This is a genomic window from Enterobacter sp. RCC_40, assembly GCF_041360735.1.
GTDB lineage: Bacteria > Pseudomonadota > Gammaproteobacteria > Enterobacterales > Enterobacteriaceae > Enterobacter > Enterobacter ludwigii.
Genome location: NZ_JBFUPR010000010.1, coordinates 12,706 through 34,968, shown reverse-complemented (window position 1 = coordinate 34,968; position 22,263 = coordinate 12,706). Strand labels below are relative to the sequence as shown.

Genomic DNA, 22,263 nt, shown 5'->3' with positions numbered 1-22,263 from the left:
ACTTATGGCTTATCAATCTCAAGACATTATCCGTCGTTCCGCGACTAACGGTTTCACGCCCGCGCCTCAGGCGCGGGACCACCAGCAGGAAGTGGCGAAGCTTATCGACGTGACCACCTGTATCGGCTGTAAAGCCTGCCAGGTGGCCTGTTCTGAGTGGAACGACCTCCGTGATGAAGTGGGTCACAACGTCGGGGTGTACGACAACCCGGCTGACCTGACCGCCAAGTCCTGGACGGTGATGCGTTTCTCGGAAGTGGAACAGAACGACAAACTGGAATGGCTTATCCGCAAAGACGGCTGTATGCACTGTGCGGATCCGGGCTGCCTGAAGGCATGTCCGTCAGAAGGGGCTATCATTCAGTATGCTAACGGTATCGTCGACTTCCAGTCCGAGCAGTGCATTGGCTGCGGCTACTGCATAGCGGGCTGCCCGTTCGATGTCCCTCGCATGAACCCGGAAGACAACCGCGTCTACAAATGCACGCTGTGCGTAGACCGCGTAAACGTCGGCCAGGAGCCTGCGTGCGTGAAAACCTGTCCGACGGGCGCTATCCACTTTGGTTCCAAAGAGGATATGAAAACGCTGGCGGCTGAACGCGTGGGCGAACTGAAAACCCGTGGCTACGACAACGCAGGCCTGTACGATCCGGCCGGCGTGGGCGGCACGCACGTGATGTATGTGCTGCACCACGCAGACAAGCCGAATCTGTATCACGGCCTGCCGGAGAACCCGGAAATCAGCGCGACCGTGAAGTTCTGGAAAGGCATCTGGAAACCGCTGGCAGCGGTGGGTTTTGCTGCCACCTTCGCAGCGAGCATCTTCCACTATGTCGGTGTCGGTCCGAACCGCGCGGAAGAGGAAGACGACAACCTGCATGAAGAGAAAGACGAGGTGCGCAAATGAAAAAACGTGACACCATCGTGCGCTATACCGCGCCGGAACGCATCAACCACTGGGTCACCGCCTTCTGCTTCATGCTGGCGGCGATAAGCGGGCTGGGGTTCTTCTTCCCCTCCTTCAACTGGCTGATGCAGATCATGGGGACACCACAGCTGGCGCGTATACTGCACCCGTTTGTTGGCGTCATCATGTTCGCGTCGTTCATCATCATGTTTTTCCGATACTGGCACCATAACCTAATCAATCGGGATGATATCTTTTGGGCGAAGAATATTCGTAAGATCGTCGTCAACGAGGAAGTGGGTGATACCGGGCGTTATAACTTCGGCCAGAAGTGCGTATTCTGGGCGGCGATTATCTTCCTGGTCCTGTTGCTGGTGAGCGGCGTGATCATCTGGCGTCCGTATTTTGCGCCTGCTTTCTCAATCCCGGTGATCCGATTCGCGCTGATGCTGCATTCATTTGCCGCAGTGGCGTTAATTGTGGTTATCATGGTGCATATTTACGCCGCCCTCTGGGTGAAAGGCACCATTACCGCGATGGTGGAAGGCTGGGTAACCAGTACGTGGGCGAAGAAACATCACCCGCGCTGGTACCGAGAGGTCCGCCAGAAACAGGAAAAGTCATCTGAATGAGTATTCGCATAATCCCGCAAGATGAGCTGGGTTCGAGCGAGAAACGCACGGCGGAATATATTCCGCCGTTGTTATTCCCCAGACTCAAGAACCTCTATAACCGCCGCGCAGAGCGTCTGCGCGAGCTGGCAGAGAACAACCCACTGGGCGATTTTCTGCGTTTTGCCGCGCTGGTTGCCCATGCGCAGGAAGTGGTGCTCTACGACCACCCGCTGCAAATTGACCTGACCGCGCGCATCAAAGAGGCCAGCGAGCAGGGTAAGCCTCCGCTGGATATCCACGTTCTGCCGCGCGATAAGCACTGGCATACGCTGCTGCACTCCCTGATTGCCGAGCTGAAACCCGAGATGAGCGGTACCGCGCTGGCGGTCATTGAGAATCTGGAAAAAGCCTCCGATCAGGAGCTGGAAGAGATGGCGAGCGCGCTGTTTGCGTCCGATTTCTCCCTGGTCAGCAGCGACAAAGCGCCGTTCATCTGGGCGGCGTTGTCGCTTTACTGGGCGCAAATGGCCAGCCTGATCCCGGGTAAAGCCCGCGCCGAATACGGTGAAGCGCGTCAATTCTGCCCGGTATGCGGCTCAATGCCGGTGTCCAGCATGGTGCAGATCGGTACCACTCAGGGGCTGCGTTATCTGCACTGCAACCTGTGTGAAACCGAGTGGCACGTGGTGCGCATTAAATGCAGCAACTGCGAGCAGACGCGCGATCTCAACTACTGGTCGCTGGAAAATGAAGACGCGGCGGTCAAAGCTGAAAGCTGCGGCGACTGCGGTACCTACCTGAAGATCCTTTATCAGGAAAAAGACCCGAAAGTCGAAGCCGTCGCCGACGATCTCGCCTCGCTGATTCTGGACGCCAAAATGGAGCAAGAGGGCTTTGCCCGCAGCTCTATTAACCCGTTCTTGTTCCCGGGTGAAGGGGAGTAATCCCCACTCACAGTGCCGGGCAACGTTGGTTTGCCCGGCCTGTATCTGGTTGACTGAAACATCCTCGCCTTCCTCTCGCATATCTTCCAGCATCACTGTGCAGGCAAACTACACGTGCGTTATTCAGGACTAAAGCCAAATTTAACATCCATGTTTACTTTTGCGAGCCGCTTTCCAGAATCGTTTTCAGCCTCGTTTTCCCTGTTTCACCCGACAACAAACTGAGTTATAACACTGTATATTCATACAGATTAAAGGGACCCACATGGCACTCGAAAAAGGGATTGATACGCTGGTTCAGGCGTTCATCGCAGCAGGACGTCCTTCTGCGCGTAGCCAAAGTATTGATGACCGGAGAGCAGGCTATATTGCCAGCACGGCGCTTGCCGGTGAGACAGAAACGCGCGTTGACGTAGAGACGCAGAACCTCGAAGGCATCACATATCGCGTCTTCTCTCCGCCAGATACTGCTGAAAAGCTGCCGACCGTTATCTACTACCACGGGGGATGCTTTATCAGCGGCGGCTTCGATACTCACGATAATCAACTGCGCCAGTTAGCGTTTTATGGCAACTGCCGCGTCATTGCGATCCAGTACAGACTTGCTCCTGAACATACCTACCCTGCCGCCCATGATGATGCAGAAAGAGGCGCACATCTGATCTGGCAATACGCGGATATGTTTGGTGTGGATAAAAACCGTATCACCCTGTGCGGGGACAGCGCGGGAGGCCATCTGGCACTGGTGACTGCCCTGCGGCTCACGTCTTCCGGACTCTGGCAGCCTGCGCAGCTCATTCTTATCTACCCGATGCTGGATGCCACGGCCTATTTTGAAAGCTATACCCGTAACGGCGCGGATTACGTCATCACTCGCGATACGCTGCTGAGCGGATATGAGCTCTATCTGGCCAACACGGAACGCCAGCATCCTGAAGCGAGCCCGCTCTGGCGAAAGGATTTTAGCGGCCTGCCTCCCGTGCACATCATTACTGCCGAGTTTGATCCGCTTTGCGACGAAGGTGAGGCGCTATATCAGCGCCTGACTGAGCAAGGCGTCACGTGTACGGCTCAGCGGTGGCTGGGGGTTATCCATGGATTTTTCCAGCTTGGTGGGGTCAGCCCGTCTGCGCGCGATCTTCTGAGGGATATTGCCAGACGGATCGGCGCGGGGAATTAGCCCGGCAATCATGCCGGGACGCCGGAGCCTACTCTTCTTCGTTTCCACCCTCTTCAAACGCGCCAAACGGCTTCGCAGGAAGAACAATGTAGGTACCTTCAAAGACGGCACCCGGCGTTTCATCGCCGAACAGTTCAACGCGCATCTGTACGCGCGCTTTACGCCCGCGCGCCAGGCGATCGAGATCGCCCCCGAGTGCGCCAAGATCGGCAACGGCGCTCGGCTTACCACTGATCGGCGCGCTGTAACGAATATGGGCATCGGCCAGAATAATGGTGCCGCCAAGATGGCGTTCGCGGAGCATCAGCCAGATTAGCCCCCAGCCGGTCAGCGTGGCGAGTGAAAACAGGCTGCCGGCAAACAGGGTGTGATGGGGGTTCTGATTGCCGATTTCCGGCATGGTGGTAATGAATTTTTGCCCGGTGTACTGCTGAATACGCACGCCCATTTTTTCACTCAGGGGAATGTGCTGATACCAGGCCTGCTGGAGCTGCCCACACCAGTCGGCGCGATGGAGAATATCATCCAGCGTAGCGATGGGTTTAATCATCAAAAAGTGACGAATCGGCGTGGTTTGCGGGGCGGTGATTTCCCCTTGGTTAACAAAACCGAGTTTGGCGAAGAATTCGACGGCGTCTTCGCGGGCGCTACAGGTGACGCGCTTAACCCCTTCCTGACGGGCGACGGACTCAAGGGTCATCGCCATCAAGGTGCCGAGGCCTTTATCCTGCACGGAAGGATGAACCGCCATAAAGCGGATTGAAGCTTCGTTATCGGCATTGATGTACAAACGCCCGACGGCGACGAGGTTACCCTCTTCGTCCATCACCATCTGGTGATGGGCCATCGCATCCCAGGCGTCGCGCTCAGACCCTTTTGGCTGATGTAATGGCTTGCGTAACATTTCCCAGCGGAACTGGTAATAGGCTTCTAACTCTTCTTCCGTTTGCGGTACTCGAAGGTGATACATAGCTGTACTCTCTCTTGTTACCCGCGGCCACGCCGCCAGTTGGCTCATACCTGGAGCCAGAATGTGACGGGGCCATCGTTCACCAGCGATACCTGCATATCTGCAGCGAATCGTCCGGTTTGCGTATTCATGTCCTGTTGACGACAACGCGCCACAAAGTACTCGTAAAGGGCTTCTGCACGATCCGGTGCGGCACCTTTAGAGAAACCCGGGCGCATGCCGCGCTCGGTATCGGCCGCCAGCGTAAACTGGGAGACCACCAGCACGCTGCCACCCGCCTGCTGAACGTTCAGGTTCATCTTACCTTCCGCATCGCTGAAAATGCGGTAGCCCAGCACGCGCTCGCATAAGCGGTTGGCTTTCTGTTCGTCATCATCCTTTTCGACACCTAACAACACTAAAAGTCCTGGGCCAATTTCACCCGTCACCTCTCCCTCCACGGTGACGCTGGCACGGGTTACGCGCTGTATCAATGCAATCATGGTTGGTCTGCTTCTTGTTGTTTTTCAGCTTCTGCTGCTTTTTTAAGTTCGCGGTATACGCCGAGAGTGACAGTTATTTCGGCACCAAGCAAGACGATACACCAGGTCCAGTAGACCCAGACAAATAAAATGGGGATCACCGCCAGCACGCCGTAAATCAGCTGATAAGACGGGAACATGGTGATGTAAAGGGCAAACCCTTTTTTGCCCAGTTCAAAGAGCAATGCCGCGACCAGCGCGCCCACGACCGCATCGCGGTTAGGCACGCGCGTGGTCGGTACCACGCTGTACAGCAGCCAGAAAGAGAGCCACGATAAAATCAGCGGGAAGATACGCAACAGGTTATCGATAACGCCGTTGAGATCGCTGGCCCAGCGCAGCGAAAGCAGATACGAACTGATAGCCAGACTCGCACCGGCCAGCAAGGGCCCCAGCGTTAAGATCATCCAGTACACCGCAAAGGAATAAACCTTGGGCCGCGCCTTTTTACTCCGCCAGATGGCATTCAGCGCGTTATCTATGGCGTACATCAATAACAGCGCCGTGACGATCAGGCCACACGCCCCGACCGCCGTCATTTTGCTGGAGTTTGCGACAAACTGTTCAATGTAGTTCTGTATGACGTCCCCGGTGGCGGGAATAAAATTCGCAAAGACAAAGTGGCGAAGCTGCAGGCTGACATCTGCAAACATCGGAAAAGCGGAAAATAGCGCAAAAATGACGGCCACCAGCGGCACAAGCGAGAGCAGTGACACGTAGGCGAGGTTACCCGCCAGCGTGGTCATGTTGTCCTCATCAATGCGATGCCAGAGCAGTTTCAGCCACGCCCTGAGCGGACGAGTATGATGCGTGGCTTTTTGATGAACGGTTTTTAGCATAACTGCTTCGCAAAATAGTTTGGTATCGTCTCCTTTCCGGTCACCAGAATTGACGTGATACCCAACTGGTTAGCTCCCTCTATATTATCGGCATTGTCGTCGAAAAAGACCGCATCGGCCGCGGTGAATCCTTCCGCCTGCAGAACCGCCTGATAGATACGCGCTTCGGGTTTACGCATACCCATCTCCTGGGAGAGGTAGATTTTATCGGCCGCCGCCTGCACCTCAGGATACTCGTCAGGCCAGAACGTGGTATGCAGACGGTTAGTATTCGACAGCACCACAACCCGATGCCCCTGCTCGCGGAGTTTATGCATAATGGCGATCACGTCCGGGCGGATCGCGACGAATACTGCCTGCCAGCCATGGGAAAACTGCTCGTAACTTAACGGCACATCCATTTCATGACACAGACGTTCAGCAAATTCTTCATCGCTAATTTCGCCGCGCTCGTGCTGATGGAAGGTCTCGCCCATGGCGAAACTCTGCTTTAACGTCGCCAGCGGGACACGGCTAAAGTCGCTCCATGCGCCCAGCACCCGATTAAAATCGATATCGACGATTACATTTCCTAAGTCAAAGATATAAAGCATTTTTTATCTCCTGCTCGCCGTGGAAAAGTAACTGTAGCGGGAAAGATAAGGTTTGGCTATGCGCCAGATTCAGCTTACAGAAAGGAAAGGCCCGAGCCTGAATATCGGGCCATTAAGAAGGGTTAGCCTGCCTGCTGTTCGTCGCCTGAATTCACCTCAACGACTTCAACCTTGCTGGATTTGAGATGATTGTGCAGCGCAGATCCCGGTAGCTCATCGGTGAAGAGCGCGGTTGCCTGCGACACGTTACCAATTTCAACGGCAGCAGAGGCGTGGTATTTCGTATGATCGGCCGCCAGTAAAATATGTCGCGCGTGGGCCATCATGGTTTTCACCACGCTGGCTTCATTAACGTCAAACTCCATCATCGCGCCGTCGTGTTCAATTGCTCCGACGCTGGTCACCAGGTAATCGGCACGGAAGCCTGACACGAACGCCGTCGCTGCAGGCCCGATAATGCCTCCGTTATGCGGACGCAACGTACCGCCAGGCACCATCACTTCAAAGCGCGGGTTCTTATACAGAATATGCGCCACCCGCAGGCTGTTGGTGATGATGCGCAGATGATGATGGTTGAGCAGCGCCCGGGCAACGTGCTCCACCGTCGTCCCGATAGTAATGAAGATGGTTGAACCATCAGGAATGTAGTCGGCAATCGCTTCGGCAATGGCCCGCTTCTCTTCGGTCAAGGAGACTTCACGTTGCTCAAATGCGGTGTTCACCACGCTGGATGCCCTGCCCGCGCCGCCATGATGACGCGTGATCAGCCCCTGCTCACTCAGCTTGCGGATATCCCGGCGCACGGTTTGCGTTGAGACGTCCAGCAGTTGCGCCAGTTCATCAATGTTCATATAGCCGCGGTCAGCAATCAACGTAAGCAGTTGATCGTGCCGCGGGTTGCCGGTCAGTTCGGTAAGGCTCATGGGCTGTCCTCTGAAAACCATCACGCCCCGCATTTTATACAAAAAGTGACAAAAAAGAGCGGGTTTGATCACAGTCAGGTATACCCGCCCGTCCGCCGGGCCGGGTACATTTCAGTGCCGCAACCGCGCTCGCGAAACGTACCGCGTCTGGTGACGCCCCCTGCTGCGCCAGACTCACCGCCAGCGCGCCGTGAAAGACATCCCCTGCACCTGTGGTATCCACCACGTCGACCGCAAATCCCGGCTGATGACGAAGCGCGCCCTGCTCCAGCCAGTAACACCCTTCACGCCCTTGCGTGACGTAGACATGTCCATTTGTGAGCGTTTGTGCTTTTCTCAGCGCGTTTTCCGTATCGTCCAGCTGGCTTAAACGCCGCAAACCCGGCGCGGAGAAGGCCGCGTGATCGCTTAAGGCGACCAGTTCAGCAATGTCCTGCGGGGTGACATCGGCATCAAGCAGCGTGCTGACGCCCTGCTGGCGGGCAAGGGTGAACGCCTGTTTAGCCCCTTCGTGCCAGCGCACGTCGGCTAATACGATATCCCATTGCGAAAAATCGATATCCTGCAACCATGCCGCTGTAGTCGGGAGATCGGGGCTGGGGTAGTTAGCAATAACACGCTCCCCGTGGCCATCCACCAGCACGGCCGATTGCGATGAACGGGCTCCTTTCACCATCCGCGTATAGCGCGTGTTTACCCCCAGGGACTCCAGCTCCGCGAGCAGTCTTCTGCCGGTATCGTCATCACCCACCCGGCCAATAAAGTCCACCTCAGCCCCCAGTTTCGCTGCCGCCACCGCCGCAGTCGCCGCAGGACCGCCGCCCACCTCCGTATAGTCTTTTGCGACATATTTGCCACCTTCTTTCGGTAAATCATCGAGATACCAGATGCGATCCAGCACGGTAATGCCGACACAAACGATGCGAGTCATGGTGATTCCTTCTGCGTTTTCTGATGCTCTCATTTTAATTTCACGAAATGTTTAAAAAGTGACCCCTGTCAATTTTTTGACTATAAATTACAAATACGATCAAAAACAGACAACACAAACGCTCAATAATTGACACGATGTGACAGGAGAGAAGCATGTCAGCAATTGCCTTTATCGGGTTAGGACAGATGGGTGCGCCCATGGCAACGAATCTGCTTAAACAGGGCCACCAGCTTCACGTTTTTGATGTAAACCCGCAGGCGATACAGGCTCTGGTGGCGCGTGGAGCCCGGGCTGCAGCCACGCCTGCACAGGCAGTAAAGGAGGCCGAATTTGTCATTACCATGCTGCCAAACGGAGACCTGGTTCGCACAGTCTTGTTTGGTGAGCAGGGCGTCTGCGAAGGGTTATCCCGCGAAGGGCTGGTCATTGATATGTCCACCATTCACCCGCTACAGACCGATGCCCTGATCAGCGACATGGCTGAACGTGGTTTCAGCATGATGGATGTGCCTGTCGGACGCACATCGGACCATGCCGTCGCCGGAACATTACTCCTTCTGGCTGGCGGCACCGCGCAGCAGGTTGAACGTGCCACGCCGGTGTTGATGGCGATGGGCAATGAACTGATAAACGCAGGTGGGCCAGGCATGGGCATCCGCGTGAAGCTTATTAACAACTACATGAGCATTGCCCTGAACGCGCTGTCCGCTGAAGCCGCCGTGCTGTGTGAAGCCCTCGGCCTCTCTTTCGATGTGGCGCTCAGCGTCATGAGCGGTACGCCAGCAGGCAAAGGCCACTTCACCACCTCATGGCCTAACAAGGTGCTCAAAGGCGATCTTACACCGGCCTTTATGATCGACCTCGCGCATAAAGATCTGGGGATCGCGCTGGACGTGGCAAACCAGCTCCACGTCCCGATGCCGCTGGGCGCCGCCTCCCGTGAAGTCTACAACCAGGCGCGAGCCGCCGGACGCGGGCGCGAAGACTGGACAGCCATTCTTGAACAGGTTCGCGCATCCGCCGGGCTGAAAAAAACACACTGATACGAAAGGACTGAGGAATGACGATGTACACCCTGAAAGATATCACCCGACCTTCCGGCGGTTTTGCAATGCTGGCCGTTGACCAGCGCGAAGCGATGCGCCTGATGTTTGCTGCGGCGGGCGCCCCGGTGCCGGTCACCGATCGGCATCTCACCGACTTTAAGGTCAACGCGGCCAAGATTCTGTCGCCGTATGCCTCCGCCATTCTTGTCGATCAGCAGTTTTGCTACCAGCAGATCGTTGAGCAACAGGCCGTTGCCAAAAGCTGCGCGATGATTGTGGCAGCAGACGAATTTATTCCGGGGAACGGGATCCCCGTTGACAGCGTCGTCATCGATAAAAACGTTGATGCTCAGGCGGTCAGGCGCGATGGCGGTAAAGCGCTGAAGCTACTGGTGCTGTGGCGTAGCGACGAAGATCCGCAGCAGCGTCTGGAGATGGTGAAGGCGTTCAATCAGCTGTGCCATAACAATGGACTGCTCAGCATTATTGAGCCGGTAGTCCGCCCGCCGCGTCGCGGCGCGACGTTTAATCGTGAACAGGCCATTATCGACGCGGCAAAAGAGCTGGGAGACAGCGGAGCTGACCTTTACAAAGTGGAGATGCCCCTGTTCGGCAAAGGCTCTCAGCAGGAATTGCTGACTGCCTCGCAAAAACTGAACGAGAACATCGCCATGCCGTGGGTGATCCTCTCATCCGGCGTGGACGATAAGTTGTTCCCAAGGGCGGTGAGTGTTGCGATGCAGGCGGGCGCATCCGGCTTTTTAGCCGGCCGCGCCGTCTGGTCATCAGTGATTGGCCTGCCGGACACGGAACTGATGCTCCGTGATATTTCTGTGCCGAAACTGCAGCGTTTGGGTGAGATCGTCGACGAAATGATGGCTCGCCGTTAAGAAAGGACCCGAACATGAAATGGTTTAACACCCTGAGCCATAACCGCTGGCTTGAACAAGAGACTGACCGCATTCTCGATTTCGGTAAAAACGCCGCCGTGCCGACCGGCTTTGGCTGGCTGGGCAATAACGGTCAGGTGCGCAGCGATATGGGCACGCATCTGTGGATCACCGCCCGTATGCTGCACGTTTATGCCGTGGCGGCAAACATGGGGCGTCCCGGCGCATATGCCCTGGTGGAGCATGGCATCAACGCCCTGAACGGTCCGCTGCGTGACCCGCAATATGGCGGCTGGTACGCCTGTATTAACGATGAAGGCGTTATGGATGCCTCCAAGCAGGGCTATCAGCACTTCTTTGTTTTGCTGGGTGCGGCCAGCGCCGTCACCACCGGCCATCCACAGGCTCGCAAGTTACTGGACGATGCCATCAAGGTGATTGAGCGTTATTTCTGGAGCGAACAGGAACAGATGTGCCTGGAATCCTGGGATGAGGCCTTCAGCAAAACCGAAGAGTACCGTGGTGGCAACGCCAATATGCACGCTGTCGAAGCCTTCCTGATTGTGTATGACGTGACGCATGACCGTAAATGGCTCGACCGCGCCCTGCGCATTGCCTCGGTGATCATTCACGACGTGGCACGCAAGGGCGAGTACCGGGTTAATGAGCATTTCGATACGCAATGGAACCCCATCCGCGATTACAACATTGATAACCCCGCTCACCGTTTTCGCGCCTACGGCGGTACGCCAGGCCACTGGATCGAGTGGGGCCGCCTGATGCTGCACCTGCGCGCTGCGCTGGAAGCGCGTTTTGAAACACCCCCCGCATGGCTGCTGGAAGATGCAAAAGGGTTGTTCCACGCCACAATCCGCGACGCCTGGGCACCCGATGGTGCCGACGGTTTTGTCTATTCCGTTGGCTGGGATGGTAAACCCATCGTTCGCGAGCGCGTGCGCTGGCCGATTGTCGAAGCGATGGGAACGGCCTATGCGCTCTATACCGTCACCGGCGAGGCGCAGTACGAAGCCTGGTATCAGAAATGGTGGGATTACTGCATCAAATACCTGATCGACTACGAGAACGGTTCATGGTGGCAGGAGCTGGATATCCATAACGAAGTGACCACCAAAGTCTGGGACGGCAAGCAGGATATTTATCATCTGCTGCATTGCCTGGTGATCCCTCGCTTACCGCTGGCGCCAGGGTTAGCCCCGGCCGTTGCCGCCGGATTACTGGATAGCCAGGCCAAATAATAAAAACGGAGATCTTATGCGTACCCTACACAATATTATTCTTAAAAGCAGTGAACATGGTTTCACCCTGAGCTGGCAGGATCGTCTGATTCTGTCCCACACCGCCGACACCCCGTGCCTGTGGATCGGCGCAGGTGAAGCCGATATCGAGATGTTTCGCGGCAACTTCAGCATCAAAGACAAACTCAACGAAAAAATTGCCCTGACCGAGGCCACCGTCGCGCCGCAAAATGCGGGCTGGGCGATTCGCTTTACCCGGGGTGACGCCGTCAGCGCCACGCTACTGGTGGGTGTGGATGCCGAAGGACGCCTGGAGCTGAAACTCAAAAATGATGCCTCCAGCCATAACCGCATCTGGCTGCGGCTGGCGGCCCAGCCCGAGGATCATATCTATGGTTGCGGAGAGCAGTTCTCCTACTTCGACCTGCGCGGCAAGCCGTTCCCGTTGTGGACCAGCGAGCAGGGCGTGGGCCGTAATAAGCAGACCTACGTCACCTGGCAGGCAGACTGCAAAGAGAACGCGGGCGGCGATTACTACTGGACCTTCTTCCCGCAACCCACCTTTGTGAGTACCCAGAAGTACTACTGCCACGTGGATAACAGCTGTTATATGAATTTCGACTTCAGCGCGCCGGGGTTCCACGAGCTGGCCTTCTGGGAAGATAACGCCACGCTGCGCTTCGAATGTGCGCAAACGTATGCCGATCTGCTGGAAAAACTGACCGGGTTACTGGGCCGTCAGCCCGAACTGCCGGACTGGGTTTACGACGAGGTAACGCTGGGCGTTCAGGGCGGCACCGACGTGTGCCAGCAAAAGCTCGACACCATGCGCAACGGCGGTGTGAAGGTGAACGGTATCTGGGCGCAGGACTGGTCCGGCATCCGGATGACCTCCTTTGGCAAACGCGTGATGTGGAACTGGAAGTGGAACAGCGATCTGTATCCGCAGCTGGATACACGTATCCCGCAGTGGAAGCAGGAAGGCGTGCAGTTCCTCTCCTATATCAACCCTTACGTGGCCAGCGACAGAGACCTCTGTGAAGAGGCGGCGAAACGCGGCTATCTGACCAAAAACGCCGACGGGCAGGACTATCACGTCGAGTTCGGCGAGTTCTATGCGGGCGTTATCGACCTGACGAATCCGGAAGCCTACGACTGGTACAAAGAGGTCATCAAAAAGAACCTGATAGCGCTGGGCTGTGGCGGCTGGATGGCTGATTTTGGTGAATATTTGCCGACTGATACCTTCCTGCACAACGGCGTGAGCGCGGAAATCATGCATAACGCCTGGCCTGCGCTATGGGCGAAATGTAACTACGAGGCGCTGGAAGAGACCGGCAAGCTCGGCGAGATCCTGTTCTTTATGCGCGCGGGTTATACCGGCAGCCAGAAACACTCGGTGATGATGTGGGCCGGCGATCAGAACGTCGACTGGAGCCTGGACGACGGTCTGGCGTCAGTGGTTCCTGCGGCACTCTCACTGGCAATGACCGGGCACGGGCTGCATCACAGCGACATCGGCGGTTATACCACGCTGTTTGAGATGAAACGCAGCAAAGAGCTGCTGCTGCGCTGGTGCGACTTCAGCGCCTTCACACCGATGATGCGTACCCACGAGGGCAACCGCCCTGGCGATAACTGGCAGTTTGATGGCGACGGCGAAACCATCGCCCACTTTGCGCGTATGACGACCGTCTTCACTACCCTGAAGCCCTACATAAAAGCCGCCGTTGCGCAGAACGCGAAAAGCGGCCTGCCGGTGATGCGCCCGCTGTTCCTGCATTACGAAAACGATGCGCGCAGCTACACGCTGAAATACCAGTATCTGTTTGGCCGCGATCTGCTGGTGGCACCGGTCCATGAAGAAGGCCGTCGTGACTGGACGCTCTATTTGCCTGAGGACACCTGGGTGAATGCCTGGACGGGTGAAACGCATGAGGGCGGTGACATCACCGTTGACGCTCCGCTCGGCAAACCGCCGGTGTTTTATCGCCAGCAAAGCGAATGGGCAGAGCTGTTTAGCACCTTACGTCATATCTGATAAGGCTCGCCCGCAGGGAAGCCTGCGGGCAGATGGAGAACAATAATGCGTCAACACGCTTCCGATCCGGCAACGCTACGCCTGCCGTTTAAAGAGAAACTCGCCTACGGGATGGGCGATCTCGGCTCTAACATCCTTCTGGATATCGGCACGTTGTATCTGCTGAAGTTCTACACCGACGTTCTTGGCCTGCCTGGTACCTACGGCGGGATCATCTTCCTGATTGCCAAGTTCTTCACCGCCTTCACCGATATGGGCACGGGTATCATGCTCGATTCCCGACGCAAGATCGGTCCTAAGGGCAAATTCCGCCCGTTCGTGCTGTATGCGGCGTTCCCGGTGACGTTACTGGCCATCGCAAACTTTGTCGGCACGCCGTTTGAAATCACCGGCAAAACAGTGATGGCGACCGTGCTGTTCATGCTTTACGGCCTGTTCTTCAGCATGATGAACTGCTCCTACGGTGCGATGGTGCCGGCCATTACCAAAAACCCGGACGAGCGCGCTTCGCTGGCCGCCTGGCGTCAGGGCGGCGCCACGCTTGGCCTGCTGCTCTGTACCGTCGGGTTTGTGCCGGTAATGAACCTGATTGAAGGCAATGACCAGCTTGGGTATATCTTTGCCGCGACCCTCTTCTCGCTGTTCGGGCTGTTCTTTATGTGGTGGTGCTATAAGGGCGTGACCGAGCGTTACGTTGAAATGCAGCCCGCCAATCCAGCCCAGAAGCCCGGCCTGCTGCAGTCGTTTCGCGCCATCGCCGGTAACCGACCGCTGTTTATTCTCTGCATCGCCAACCTGTGCACGCTGGGGGCCTTTAACGTTAAGCTCGCCATTCAGGTTTATTACACGCAGTACGTGCTGAACGACCCTATTCTGTTGTCCTACATGGGCTTTTTCAGCATGGGCTGCATTTTTATCGGCGTCTTTATGATGCCCGGCGCGGTGCGTCGCTTCGGCAAGAAAAAGGTCTATATCAGCGGGCTGCTGATTTGGGTGGCAGGCGACCTGCTCAACTACTTCTTTGGCGGTGGTTCGGTAAGCTTTGTGGCGTTCTCCTGTCTGGCCTTCTTCGGCTCAGCCTTCGTGAATAGCCTCAACTGGGCGCTGGTGTCCGATACCGTGGAGTACGGCGAGTGGCGTACCGGCGTGCGATCCGAAGGGACGGTCTATACCGGCTTTACCTTCTTCCGGAAGGTCTCACAGGCGCTGGCCGGCTTCTTCCCCGGCATCATGCTCACGCAAATCGGCTATGTGCCAAACGTGGTGCAATCCGCCGGAACGGTTGAAGGGCTGCGGCAGCTGATATTTATCTACCCCAGTCTGCTGGCCGTCATCACCATCGTGGCGATGGGCTGTTTCTACAACCTCAACGAGAAGATGTATGTGCGCATCGTGGAAGAAATTGAACTGCGCAAACGTACAGCATAACTGACTTGAGAGAGCGCCCTGCGGGGCGCTGTGAGGATCGACCATGACACACAAGAGTGATCCGTTAACCCTGAAGCTGAGCCTGCGCGAAAAGTGCGCCTACGGGATGGGCGATTTTGGCTCTAACCTGATGCTCTGTATTGGCACGCTGTATCTGCTGAAGTTTTATACTGATGAACTGGGCATGCCCGCTTTTTATGGCGGCATTATTTTCCTGGTGGCGAAGTTCTTTACCGCATTCACCGACATGCTGACCGGGGTGTTGCTGGATTCGCGGCGTAACATCGGTGCCAGAGGCAAATTCAGGCCGTTTATTCTTTATGCCTCGGTGCCGGTTGCCCTGGTGGCCACGGCGCAGTTTGTGGCCACCGATTTTAGCCTGACGGTGAAAACCGCTATCGCCACCCTGCTCTTCATGATGTTTGGCCTCTGTTATAGCCTGATGAACTGCTCTTACGGCGCGATGGTTCCCGCCATCACTAAAAATCCGAACGAGCGGGCACAGCTTGCGGCCTGGCGCCAGGGCGGCGCTACGGTTGGGTTGTTGCTCTGCACCGTGGGGTTTATGCCAATCCAGGCGCTGTTTGTCAGCCAGCCCTCTCTCGGCTATCTGGTGGCCGCACTGGTGTTCGTCACCGGCGGTCTGTTCTGCATGTGGTGGTGCTACAGCGGTGTGAAAGAGCGCTATGTGGAGGTTACGCCCGATCATCATAAGCCTGGCATCCTGAAATCCTTCTGTGCCATTTTCCGCAACCCGCCGTTGCTGGTGTTGTGTATCGCCAACCTTTGCACCCTCGCCGCGTTTAATATCAAACTGGCGATTCAGGTCTATTACACCCAGTACGTGCTAAACGATCTGCATCTGCTGTCGTGGATGGGTTTTTTCAGTATGGGCTGCATTCTGGTTGGCGTGTTTCTGGTGCCGGGCGCGGTTAAGCGCTTCGGCAAGAAGCCGGTCTACCTTGGCGGGCTGACGCTGTGGGCCGTGGGCGACGTAATGAACTTCCTCTGGGGAACCAGCTCCCTGCTCTTTGTGCTCTTTTCCTGCATGGCCTTTTTCGGTACGGCATTCGTAAACAGCCTCAACTGGGCGCTGGTGCCCGATACCGTGGATTATGGCGAGTGGAAAACAGGCATTCGCGCCGAAGGATCGGTTTATACCGGTTATACCTTCTCGCGCAAAATCTCCGCCGCCCTCGCCGGTTTCCTGCCGGGCATTATGTTGACGCAGATTGGCTACATTCCACACGCCGTGCAGAGTGCGGGCACGCTACTGGGGCTCCGTCAGCTAATTTTTCTCTGGCCGTGCGGCCTGGCGATCGTTGCCGCGATAACCATGGGACTCTTTTATAAACTCAACGAAGCACGCTTCGCCTTTATTATTGAGGAGATTGGAAAACGGAAAAAACAACCCGCAAAACCCCCTGAGTTAACCACCAACAATAAAGCGTCAGCAGTCACTTTATAACAATAAATCCGGCCCTGATTCCCTTCCTGTGTAACAGGAGGGGGGCCTTTCTGTACCTCATACATGGACTGATTATGAAAAGAATCGTTACTGCACTGGTTGTGTCGTCTGTGTCCTGCTCGGCAGTTGCCGGCGCCTATGTCGAAACGCGCGAAGCCTATAATACGGCCTCTGAACTGCACGAAGTGATCCTGCGTGCTGGCTATAACTTCGATAAGGGCGCGGGGCTGATGTTCACTAACGCCTATAACGTGGGCAAATGGGACGAGCTTAAGCACAGCTATAACGAAATAGAAGGGTGGTATCCGCTTTTTAAACCGACCGATAAACTCACCTTTCAGCCTGGCGGTTTACTGAATGACAGCAGCGCCGGGTCCGGAGGCGCTATCTATCTGGATACCAATTATAAATTTCTCGACTGGTTTAATCTGACCTTCCGCTATCGCTATAACCACAACAATTACGATACGCCGGACTACAACGGCCAGATGGATAAAAACGACACCCACGAATTCGCTAACTACTGGAATTTCAAGGTCACGGATGCTTTTTTCTATACCTTTGAACCGCATTTTTTCCAGCGCGTGAACGATTACCACAGCAAAAATGGCAAAGACCATCACTGGGAAATCACTCACAAATTTAGCTATAAAATCGATAAAAACTGGCTGCCCTATCTTGAGCTTCAGTGGCTGGACAGATGGAATGATTACAACCGCGAGCAGTACCGTATCCGCCTGGGGTTAAGGTATTCGTTCTGATAAAAAAAAAAGCCGCTGATCGCTCAGCGGCTTTTTACGTGCCGGGTGGCGCATGCGCTTACCCGGCCTACGGATTGACCGTATTACTCTTCTTTCGCACCGCGCATTGCACGTTTACGATCGTTCTCGGTCAGGTGACGTTTACGGATACGGATAGACAGTGGGGTCACTTCTACCAGTTCGTCGTCATCGATGAACTCCAGAGCTTGCTCCAGGGTCATCTTGATCGGTGGAACCAGAACCGTTGCTTCGTCAGTACCGGACGCACGCATGTTGGTCAGTTTCTTACCGGTCAGGCAGTTTACAGTCAGGTCGTTAGAACGACTGTGAATACCGATGATCTGGCCTTCATAAACTTCAGCACCGTGACCCAGGAACAGCTTACCGCGATCCTGCAGACCGAACAGCGCAAACGCAACCGCTTTACCCTGACCGTTGGAGATCAGAACGCCGTTGTTACGCTGGCCAACTTCACCCGGACGCACGTCGTCGTAGTGGCTGAAGGTGGAGTACAGCAGACCGGTACCGGACGTCATGGTCATGAACTCTGAACGGAAACCGATCAGACCACGGCTTGGGATCACGTAGTCGAGACGTACGCGGCCTTTGCCATCTGGATTCATGTTTTTCAGGTCGCCTTTACGCTCACCCAGAGCCTGCATAACAGAACCCTGATGCTGCTCTTCAACGTCCAGCGTGACGTTCTCGAACGGCTCTTGTTTACGGCCGTCGATTTCGCGGAAGATAACTTTCGGACGGGAAACCGCCATTTCGAAACCTTCACGACGCATGTTTTCGATCAGAACAGACAGGTGCAGCTCACCACGACCAGAAACGCGGAATGCGTCAGCATCCTGAGTTTCTTCAACGCGCAGCGCAACGTTGTGCACCAGCTCTTTGTTCAGGCGGTCAAGGATCTGACGAGAGGTAACGAATTTACCTTCTTTGCCACAGAACGGAGAGGTGTTGACGTTGAAGAACATGGTTACCGTTGGTTCATCAACGGACAGGGCTGGCAGCGCTTCCACATTCTGCGGGTCGCAGATGGTGTCAGAGATGTTCAGCTCGCCCAGACCGGTAATCGCGATGATGTCGCCCGCTTCAGCCAGTTCGCTGTCGATACGCTCCAGACCCAGGTGAGTCAGCACTTTGCCCACTTTACCGTTACGGGTTTTGCCTTCGCTATCGATGATAGTAACCTGCTGGTTCGGCTTCACTTTACCGCGTTTGATGCGGCCGATACCGATAACGCCAACGTAGTTGTTGTAGTCCAGCTGGGAGATCTGCATCTGCAGCGGACCATCAAGATCAACATCCGGAGCCGGTACGTGATCGACAATCGCCTGATACAGCGGAGTCATGTCTTCCGCCATATTTTCGTGATCCAGACCCGCGATACCATTCAGCGCCGAAGCGTAAATGATAGGGAAGTCCAGCTGCTCGTCGGTCGCGTCGAGGTTAACGAACAGGTCGAACACCTGATCAACAACCCAGTCAGGACGCGCGCCCGGACGGTCAACCTTGTTGATAACAACAATAGGTTTCAGGCCATGGGCAAATGCTTTTTTGGTCACGAAGCGCGTTTGCGGCATTGGGCCGTCAAATGCGTCAACCACCAGCAGCACGGAATCCACCATGGACATCACGCGCTCAACTTCACCACCGAAGTCGGCGTGCCCTGGGGTATCAACGATGTTGATACGGTAGTCATTCCATTTGATAGCGGTGTTTTTCGCGAGGATAGTAATCCCACGCTCTTTCTCCAAATCGTTGGAGTCCATCACACGCTCTTGAGTTTCGGCACGAGCATCAAACGTACCGGACTGCTGCAGCAGCTTATCAACCAGGGTGGTTTTACCATGGTCGACGTGCGCGATGATGGCGATGTTACGCAAATTTTCGATCACAACTTTGCCTCAGGCATTAGAAATAGCGCGTTATTGTACACGGATTAATCGCACTACAAAACAGGATCACAAACATCCCCCGCAAACAAGTATTGCAGAGATGCTTTGTGATCGCTTTCACGGAGCGTAAAAAGGGCACTTTAACGAAAATTGCACCAATATGGTGCTCAGTGTTCACACTGAAGCACTATACTGGTGCAACATAACCATTGTGGTGCAGCACTTTTGCACTATGGTGCGCATGATAACGCCTTTTTGGGGTGTTTTAAAAGTTGGCACAGATTTCGCTTTATAAAAATACGGCAAAAAAATGGCACACAGCCAGCCCAAGACAGAAATTGAAGACCTCGTTACCACGACGACAATGACCAATCTGGAGAGTTAAGTATGTCCGCTGAACACGTTTTGACGATGCTGAACGAACATGAAGTGAAGTTTGTTGATCTGCGCTTCACCGATACCAAAGGTAAAGAACAGCACGTCACTATTCCTGCTCATCAGGTAAACGCCGAATTCTTTGAAGAAGGCAAAATGTTTGACGGCTCCTCCATTGGCGGCTGGAAAGGTATCAACGAATCTGACATGGTTCTGATGCCTGACGCTTCCACTGCGGTCATTGATCCGTTCTTCGAAGAACCAACCCTGATCATCCGTTGCGACATCCTCGAGCCAGGCACACTGCAGGGCTACGACCGCGACCCACGCTCCATCGCGAAACGCGCTGAAGAGTACCTGCGTTCAACCGGTATCGCAGACACCGTACTGTTCGGGCCAGAGCCAGAATTCTTCCTGTTTGATGACATCCGTTTCGGTGCCTCTATTTCTGGCTCCCACGTTGCCATCGACGATATCGAAGGTGCATGGAACTCCTCCACCAAATACGAAGGTGGTAACAAAGGTCACCGTCCTGGCGTTAAAGGCGGTTACTTCCCGGTTCCTCCGGTCGACTCCGCTCAGGACATCCGTTCCACCATGTGTCTGGTGATGGAAGAGATGGGCCTGGTGGTTGAAGCTCACCACCACGAAGTGGCGACTGCGGGTCAGAACGAAGTGGCAACCCGCTTCAACACCATGACCAAAAAAGCAGACGAAATTCAGATCTACAAATACGTTGTGCACAACGTTGCGCACCGTTTCGGTAAAACCGCGACCTTCATGCCAAAACCAATGTTTGGCGATAACGGTTCCGGTATGCACTGCCACATGTCTCTGTCCAAGAACGGAACCAACCTGTTCTCTGGCGACAAATATGCCGGTCTGTCTGAGCAGGCTCTGTATTACATTGGCGGCGTAATCAAACACGCTAAAGCGATCAACGCCCTGGCGAACCCAACCACTAACTCCTACAAGCGTCTGGTCCCAGGCTACGAAGCACCGGTAATGCTGGCGTACTCTGCGCGTAACCGTTCTGCTTCTATCCGTATCCCGGTGGTAGCGTCTCCTAAAGCGCGTCGTATCGAAGTTCGCTTCCCGGATCCAGCTGCTAACCCATACCTGTGCTTCGCAGCACTGCTGATGGCGGGTCTGGACGGTATCAAGAACAAGATCCACCCAGGCGAAGCCATGGACAAAAACCTGTACGACCTGCCGCCAGAAGAAGCGAAAGAGATCCCACAGGTTGCAGGCTCTCTGGAAGAAGCCCTGCAGGCGCTGGACGCAGACCGCGAGTTCCTGACTGCGGGTGGCGTGTTCACTGACGACGCTATCGATGCTTACATCGCCCTGCGTACTGAAGAAAACGACCGTGTGCGTATGACGCCACACCCGGTTGAGTTCGAACTGTACTACAGCGTTTAAGTTTCAATGAGTTTCGCGCGCCCTTTTACGCGCGATCTCACAAGCTTTTATTTGTTGCCGTGGAAACTTTCAGCCCATCTCCGGATGGGCTTTTTTCTCCACCAACAAACTGATCTCACGCGCTTTTTACGACGAAAAAGCTATACTGCACTAAATTAGTGCAACCAACTCCAGGAGACTGCTGAATGGCAACTGGCACGCTGCCCGATGCTGGGCAGATCCTCAATTCTTTGATTAACAGTATTTTGCTGGTCGACGACGAGCTGGCCGTACATTACGCCAACCCGGCGGCGCAGCAGCTGCTCGCCCAGAGTTCACGCAAACTGTTTGGCACCCCGCTTCCGGAATTATTGAGCTATTTCTCGCTGAATATTGGCCTGATGCAGGAAAGTCTGCAGGCCGGTCAGGGCTTTACCGATAACGAAGTCACGCTGGTGATCGACGGGCGCTCACATATTTTATCGCTTACCGCACAACGGCTTCCTGAAGGGCTGATCCTGCTTGAAATGGCGCCGATGGATAATCAGCGCCGCCTGAGCCAGGAACAACTTCAGCATGCCCAGCAAATTGCCGCCCGTGACCTGGTGCGAGGCCTGGCGCATGAAATCAAGAACCCGCTGGGTGGCTTACGCGGTGCGGCACAACTCCTGACCAAAGCGCTGCCCGACCCTGCGCTGGCGGAGTACACCAACGTCATCATTGAGCAGGCAGACCGCCTGCGTAACCTGGTTGACCGTCTGCTCGGGCCACAACAGCCCGGCATGCATGTCTCAGAAAGTATTCATAAAGTGGCTGAGCGGGTTGTGAAACTCGTCTCGATGGAGCTGCCGGAGAACGTCACGCTGGTCCGTGACTACGACCCAAGCCTGCCGGAACTGGCGCACGACCCGGATCAGATTGAGCAGGTCTTGCTGAATATTGTGCGTAATGCCCTGCAGGCGCTGGGGCCGGAAGGGGGCGAAATTATTTTGCGCACCCGCACCGCGTTCCAGCTCACACTGCACGGCGTGCGCTATCGTCTGGCTGCCCGCATCGACGTTGAGGACAACGGGCCGGGTATTCCGTCGCATCTTCAGGACACCCTGTTCTACCCGATGGTCAGCGGTCGCGAAGGCGGTACCGGCCTGGGGTTATCCATTGCCCGTAGTTTGATCGATCAACACTCTGGAAAAATTGAATTTACCAGTTGGCCGGGACATACCGAGTTTTCGGTTTTCCTGCCGATTAAAAAATAAAGGTGACGT

At 55.3% G+C, this 22,263-nt stretch carries 20 protein-coding genes; 13 read left to right on the top strand and 7 right to left on the bottom strand.

Annotation, left to right across the window (positions count from 1 at the left end):
- Positions 1-4: 4 nt before the first annotated feature.
- The 4 genes from fdxH (at position 5) to AB6731_RS21625 (ending at position 3,645) form a co-directional block, all read left to right on the top strand.
- Positions 5-907 (top strand): formate dehydrogenase subunit beta, encoded by a 903-nt coding sequence (gene fdxH / locus AB6731_RS21640; RefSeq protein ID WP_014172231.1) that lies wholly within the window; start codon positions 5-7, stop codon positions 905-907.
- Entirely contained in the window at positions 904-1,539 is a 636-nt protein-coding gene (gene fdoI / locus AB6731_RS21635; RefSeq protein WP_014172232.1) for a formate dehydrogenase cytochrome b556 subunit, read from the top strand. Before fdxH ends, fdoI begins: the two co-directional genes overlap by 4 nt.
- Positions 1,536-2,465, top strand: coding sequence for a formate dehydrogenase accessory protein FdhE (gene fdhE, locus AB6731_RS21630; protein WP_040018302.1), 930 nt, complete (start codon positions 1,536-1,538; stop codon positions 2,463-2,465). The genes fdoI and fdhE overlap by 4 nt, the downstream gene beginning before the upstream one ends.
- A 265-nt stretch (positions 2,466-2,730) precedes the next feature.
- Positions 2,731-3,645, top strand: a complete 915-nt coding sequence (locus tag AB6731_RS21625) for an alpha/beta hydrolase (RefSeq protein WP_371006787.1) — start codon at positions 2,731-2,733, stop codon at positions 3,643-3,645.
- Between the two features lie 28 nt (positions 3,646-3,673).
- Here the strand turns inward: AB6731_RS21625 and fabY are convergent, their stop codons facing one another.
- The 6 genes from fabY to AB6731_RS21595 form a co-directional block, all read right to left on the bottom strand.
- Positions 3,674-4,615 (bottom strand): fatty acid biosynthesis protein FabY, encoded by a 942-nt coding sequence (fabY, locus tag AB6731_RS21620; RefSeq protein WP_020883976.1) that lies wholly within the window; start codon positions 4,613-4,615, stop codon positions 3,674-3,676.
- A 44-nt stretch (positions 4,616-4,659) separates the two neighbouring features.
- Positions 4,660-5,097: a D-aminoacyl-tRNA deacylase gene (gene dtd, locus AB6731_RS21615; protein WP_020883977.1), complete on the bottom strand. Its 438-nt coding sequence runs from the start codon at positions 5,095-5,097 to the stop codon at positions 4,660-4,662.
- Positions 5,094-5,975 (bottom strand): virulence factor BrkB family protein, encoded by an 882-nt coding sequence (locus AB6731_RS21610; protein WP_014172237.1) that lies wholly within the window; start codon positions 5,973-5,975, stop codon positions 5,094-5,096. The genes dtd and AB6731_RS21610 overlap by 4 nt, the downstream gene beginning before the upstream one ends.
- Positions 5,969-6,568: a glucose-1-phosphatase gene (gene yihX / locus AB6731_RS21605; RefSeq protein ID WP_014172238.1), complete on the bottom strand. Its 600-nt coding sequence runs from the start codon at positions 6,566-6,568 to the stop codon at positions 5,969-5,971. The genes AB6731_RS21610 and yihX overlap by 7 nt, the downstream gene beginning before the upstream one ends.
- A gap of 122 nt (positions 6,569-6,690) precedes the next feature.
- Positions 6,691-7,491, bottom strand: coding sequence for a DeoR/GlpR family DNA-binding transcription regulator (locus tag AB6731_RS21600; RefSeq protein WP_050737750.1), 801 nt, complete (start codon positions 7,489-7,491; stop codon positions 6,691-6,693).
- Between the two features lie 34 nt (positions 7,492-7,525).
- Positions 7,526-8,422 carry a sugar kinase gene (locus tag AB6731_RS21595; protein ID WP_044867216.1) on the bottom strand — a complete coding sequence of 299 codons (897 nt, stop codon included), beginning with the start codon at positions 8,420-8,422 and terminating at the stop codon, positions 7,526-7,528.
- A 155-nt stretch (positions 8,423-8,577) separates the two neighbouring features.
- On the opposite strand from AB6731_RS21595, the gene yihU reads away from it, so the two are divergent.
- The 7 genes from yihU to ompL all read left to right on the top strand — a co-directional run bounded on the left by yihU (position 8,578) and on the right by ompL (position 17,315).
- Positions 8,578-9,468, top strand: coding sequence for a sulfolactaldehyde 3-reductase (gene yihU, locus AB6731_RS21590; protein ID WP_371006786.1), 891 nt, complete (start codon positions 8,578-8,580; stop codon positions 9,466-9,468).
- Between the two features lie 17 nt (positions 9,469-9,485).
- Positions 9,486-10,361, top strand: a complete 876-nt coding sequence (yihT, locus tag AB6731_RS21585; protein WP_014172242.1) for a sulfofructosephosphate aldolase — start codon at positions 9,486-9,488, stop codon at positions 10,359-10,361.
- A 14-nt stretch (positions 10,362-10,375) separates the two neighbouring features.
- Positions 10,376-11,617, top strand: coding sequence for a sulfoquinovose isomerase (gene yihS, locus AB6731_RS21580; protein ID WP_371006785.1), 1,242 nt, complete (start codon positions 10,376-10,378; stop codon positions 11,615-11,617).
- A 16-nt stretch (positions 11,618-11,633) separates the two neighbouring features.
- Complete coding sequence (locus AB6731_RS21575; protein ID WP_371006784.1) at positions 11,634-13,658, top strand: alpha-glucosidase; 2,025 nt, start codon at positions 11,634-11,636, stop codon at positions 13,656-13,658.
- Positions 13,659-13,703: 45 nt separating this feature from the next.
- Entirely contained in the window at positions 13,704-15,086 is a 1,383-nt protein-coding gene (locus AB6731_RS21570) for an MFS transporter (RefSeq protein ID WP_020883982.1), read from the top strand.
- A gap of 43 nt (positions 15,087-15,129) precedes the next feature.
- Entirely contained in the window at positions 15,130-16,554 is a 1,425-nt protein-coding gene (locus tag AB6731_RS21565; RefSeq protein ID WP_020883983.1) for an MFS transporter, read from the top strand.
- Positions 16,555-16,628: 74 nt separating this feature from the next.
- Positions 16,629-17,315: a porin OmpL gene (gene ompL / locus AB6731_RS21560; RefSeq protein ID WP_020883984.1), complete on the top strand. Its 687-nt coding sequence runs from the start codon at positions 16,629-16,631 to the stop codon at positions 17,313-17,315.
- An 83-nt stretch (positions 17,316-17,398) separates the two neighbouring features.
- Here the strand turns inward: ompL and typA are convergent, their stop codons facing one another.
- Positions 17,399-19,222, bottom strand: coding sequence for a ribosome-dependent GTPase TypA (typA, locus tag AB6731_RS21555; protein WP_014172248.1), 1,824 nt, complete (start codon positions 19,220-19,222; stop codon positions 17,399-17,401).
- 387 nt (positions 19,223-19,609) lie between these two features.
- On the opposite strand from typA, the gene glnA reads away from it, so the two are divergent.
- A complete protein-coding gene (gene glnA / locus AB6731_RS21550; RefSeq protein WP_014172249.1) occupies positions 19,610-21,019 on the top strand; it encodes a glutamate--ammonia ligase in 1,410 nt (469 codons plus the stop codon).
- Between the two features lie 185 nt (positions 21,020-21,204).
- On the top strand, positions 21,205-22,254 hold the full coding sequence (gene glnL / locus AB6731_RS21545; RefSeq protein ID WP_014172250.1) for a nitrogen regulation protein NR(II): 1,050 nt from the start codon (positions 21,205-21,207) through the stop codon (positions 22,252-22,254).
- Positions 22,255-22,263: the final 9 nt, after the last annotated feature.

What these genes read in the sequence shown, in the direction of transcription:
- yihX (WP_014172238.1), bottom strand. Translation starts at nt 6,568, where the DNA reads ATGCTTTATATCTTTGACTTAGGAAATGTAATCGTCGATATCGATTTT.
- yihS (WP_371006785.1), top strand. Translation starts at nt 10,376, where the DNA reads ATGAAATGGTTTAACACCCTGAGCCATAACCGCTGGCTTGAACAAGAG.
- AB6731_RS21595 (WP_044867216.1), bottom strand. Translation starts at nt 8,422, where the DNA reads ATGACTCGCATCGTTTGTGTCGGCATTACCGTGCTGGATCGCATCTGG.
- yihT (WP_014172242.1), top strand. Translation starts at nt 9,486, where the DNA reads ATGACGATGTACACCCTGAAAGATATCACCCGACCTTCCGGCGGTTTT.
- glnL (WP_014172250.1), top strand. Translation starts at nt 21,205, where the DNA reads ATGGCAACTGGCACGCTGCCCGATGCTGGGCAGATCCTCAATTCTTTG.
- AB6731_RS21625 (WP_371006787.1), top strand. Translation starts at nt 2,731, where the DNA reads ATGGCACTCGAAAAAGGGATTGATACGCTGGTTCAGGCGTTCATCGCA.
- AB6731_RS21600 (WP_050737750.1), bottom strand. Translation starts at nt 7,491, where the DNA reads ATGAGCCTTACCGAACTGACCGGCAACCCGCGGCACGATCAACTGCTT.
- yihU (WP_371006786.1), top strand. Translation starts at nt 8,578, where the DNA reads ATGTCAGCAATTGCCTTTATCGGGTTAGGACAGATGGGTGCGCCCATG.
- fabY (WP_020883976.1), bottom strand. Translation starts at nt 4,615, where the DNA reads ATGTATCACCTTCGAGTACCGCAAACGGAAGAAGAGTTAGAAGCCTAT.
- AB6731_RS21570 (WP_020883982.1), top strand. Translation starts at nt 13,704, where the DNA reads ATGCGTCAACACGCTTCCGATCCGGCAACGCTACGCCTGCCGTTTAAA.
- fdxH (WP_014172231.1), top strand. Translation starts at nt 5, where the DNA reads ATGGCTTATCAATCTCAAGACATTATCCGTCGTTCCGCGACTAACGGT.
- AB6731_RS21565 (WP_020883983.1), top strand. Translation starts at nt 15,130, where the DNA reads ATGACACACAAGAGTGATCCGTTAACCCTGAAGCTGAGCCTGCGCGAA.
- fdhE (WP_040018302.1), top strand. Translation starts at nt 1,536, where the DNA reads ATGAGTATTCGCATAATCCCGCAAGATGAGCTGGGTTCGAGCGAGAAA.
- glnA (WP_014172249.1), top strand. Translation starts at nt 19,610, where the DNA reads ATGTCCGCTGAACACGTTTTGACGATGCTGAACGAACATGAAGTGAAG.
- dtd (WP_020883977.1), bottom strand. Translation starts at nt 5,097, where the DNA reads ATGATTGCATTGATACAGCGCGTAACCCGTGCCAGCGTCACCGTGGAG.
- AB6731_RS21575 (WP_371006784.1), top strand. Translation starts at nt 11,634, where the DNA reads ATGCGTACCCTACACAATATTATTCTTAAAAGCAGTGAACATGGTTTC.
- fdoI (WP_014172232.1), top strand. Translation starts at nt 904, where the DNA reads ATGAAAAAACGTGACACCATCGTGCGCTATACCGCGCCGGAACGCATC.
- AB6731_RS21610 (WP_014172237.1), bottom strand. Translation starts at nt 5,975, where the DNA reads ATGCTAAAAACCGTTCATCAAAAAGCCACGCATCATACTCGTCCGCTC.
- ompL (WP_020883984.1), top strand. Translation starts at nt 16,629, where the DNA reads ATGAAAAGAATCGTTACTGCACTGGTTGTGTCGTCTGTGTCCTGCTCG.